At 53.8% G+C, this 541-nt stretch carries 1 rRNA gene; it reads right to left on the bottom strand.

Annotated elements, in window-relative coordinates:
• Positions 1–14: 14 nt before the first annotated feature.
• Positions 15–541 (bottom strand): 16S ribosomal RNA (locus WMO17_RS13125); the annotation flags it as partial.

Below are 541 nucleotides of genomic sequence, written 5' to 3'. Positions count from 1 at the left end.
GCCTGACTCCTTAGAAAGGAGGTGATCCAGCCGCAGGTTCTCCTACGGCTACCTTGTTACGACTTCACCCCAATCACCAGTTTTACCTTCGGCGGCGTCCTCCTTGCGGTTAGACTACCGACTTCGGGTCCCCCCGGCTCTCATGGTGTGACGGGCGGTGTGTACAAGGCCCGGGAACGTATTCACCGTGGCATGCTGATCCACGATTACTAGCAATTCCGACTTCGTGCAGGCGAGTTGCAGCCTGCAGTCCGAACTGGGACGTTGTTTCTGAGTTTTGCTCCACCTCGCGGTCTTGCTTCTCTTTGTTTAACGCCATTGTAGTACGTGTGTAGCCCAAGTCATAAAGGGCATGATGATTTGACGTCATCCCCACCTTCCTCCGTTTTGTCAACGGCAGTCTGGCCAGAGTCCTCTTGCGTAGTAACTGACCATAAGGGTTGCGCTCGTTGCGGGACTTAACCCAACATCTCACGACACGAGCTGACGACAACCATGCACCACCTGTCTCCTTGCTCCGAAGAGAAAACATATTTCTATG

The organism is Faecalibacterium faecis (assembly GCF_040096475.1).
GTDB lineage: Bacteria > Bacillota > Clostridia > Oscillospirales > Ruminococcaceae > Faecalibacterium > Faecalibacterium taiwanense.
This window is presented reverse-complemented; position numbering and strand designations above follow the sequence as displayed.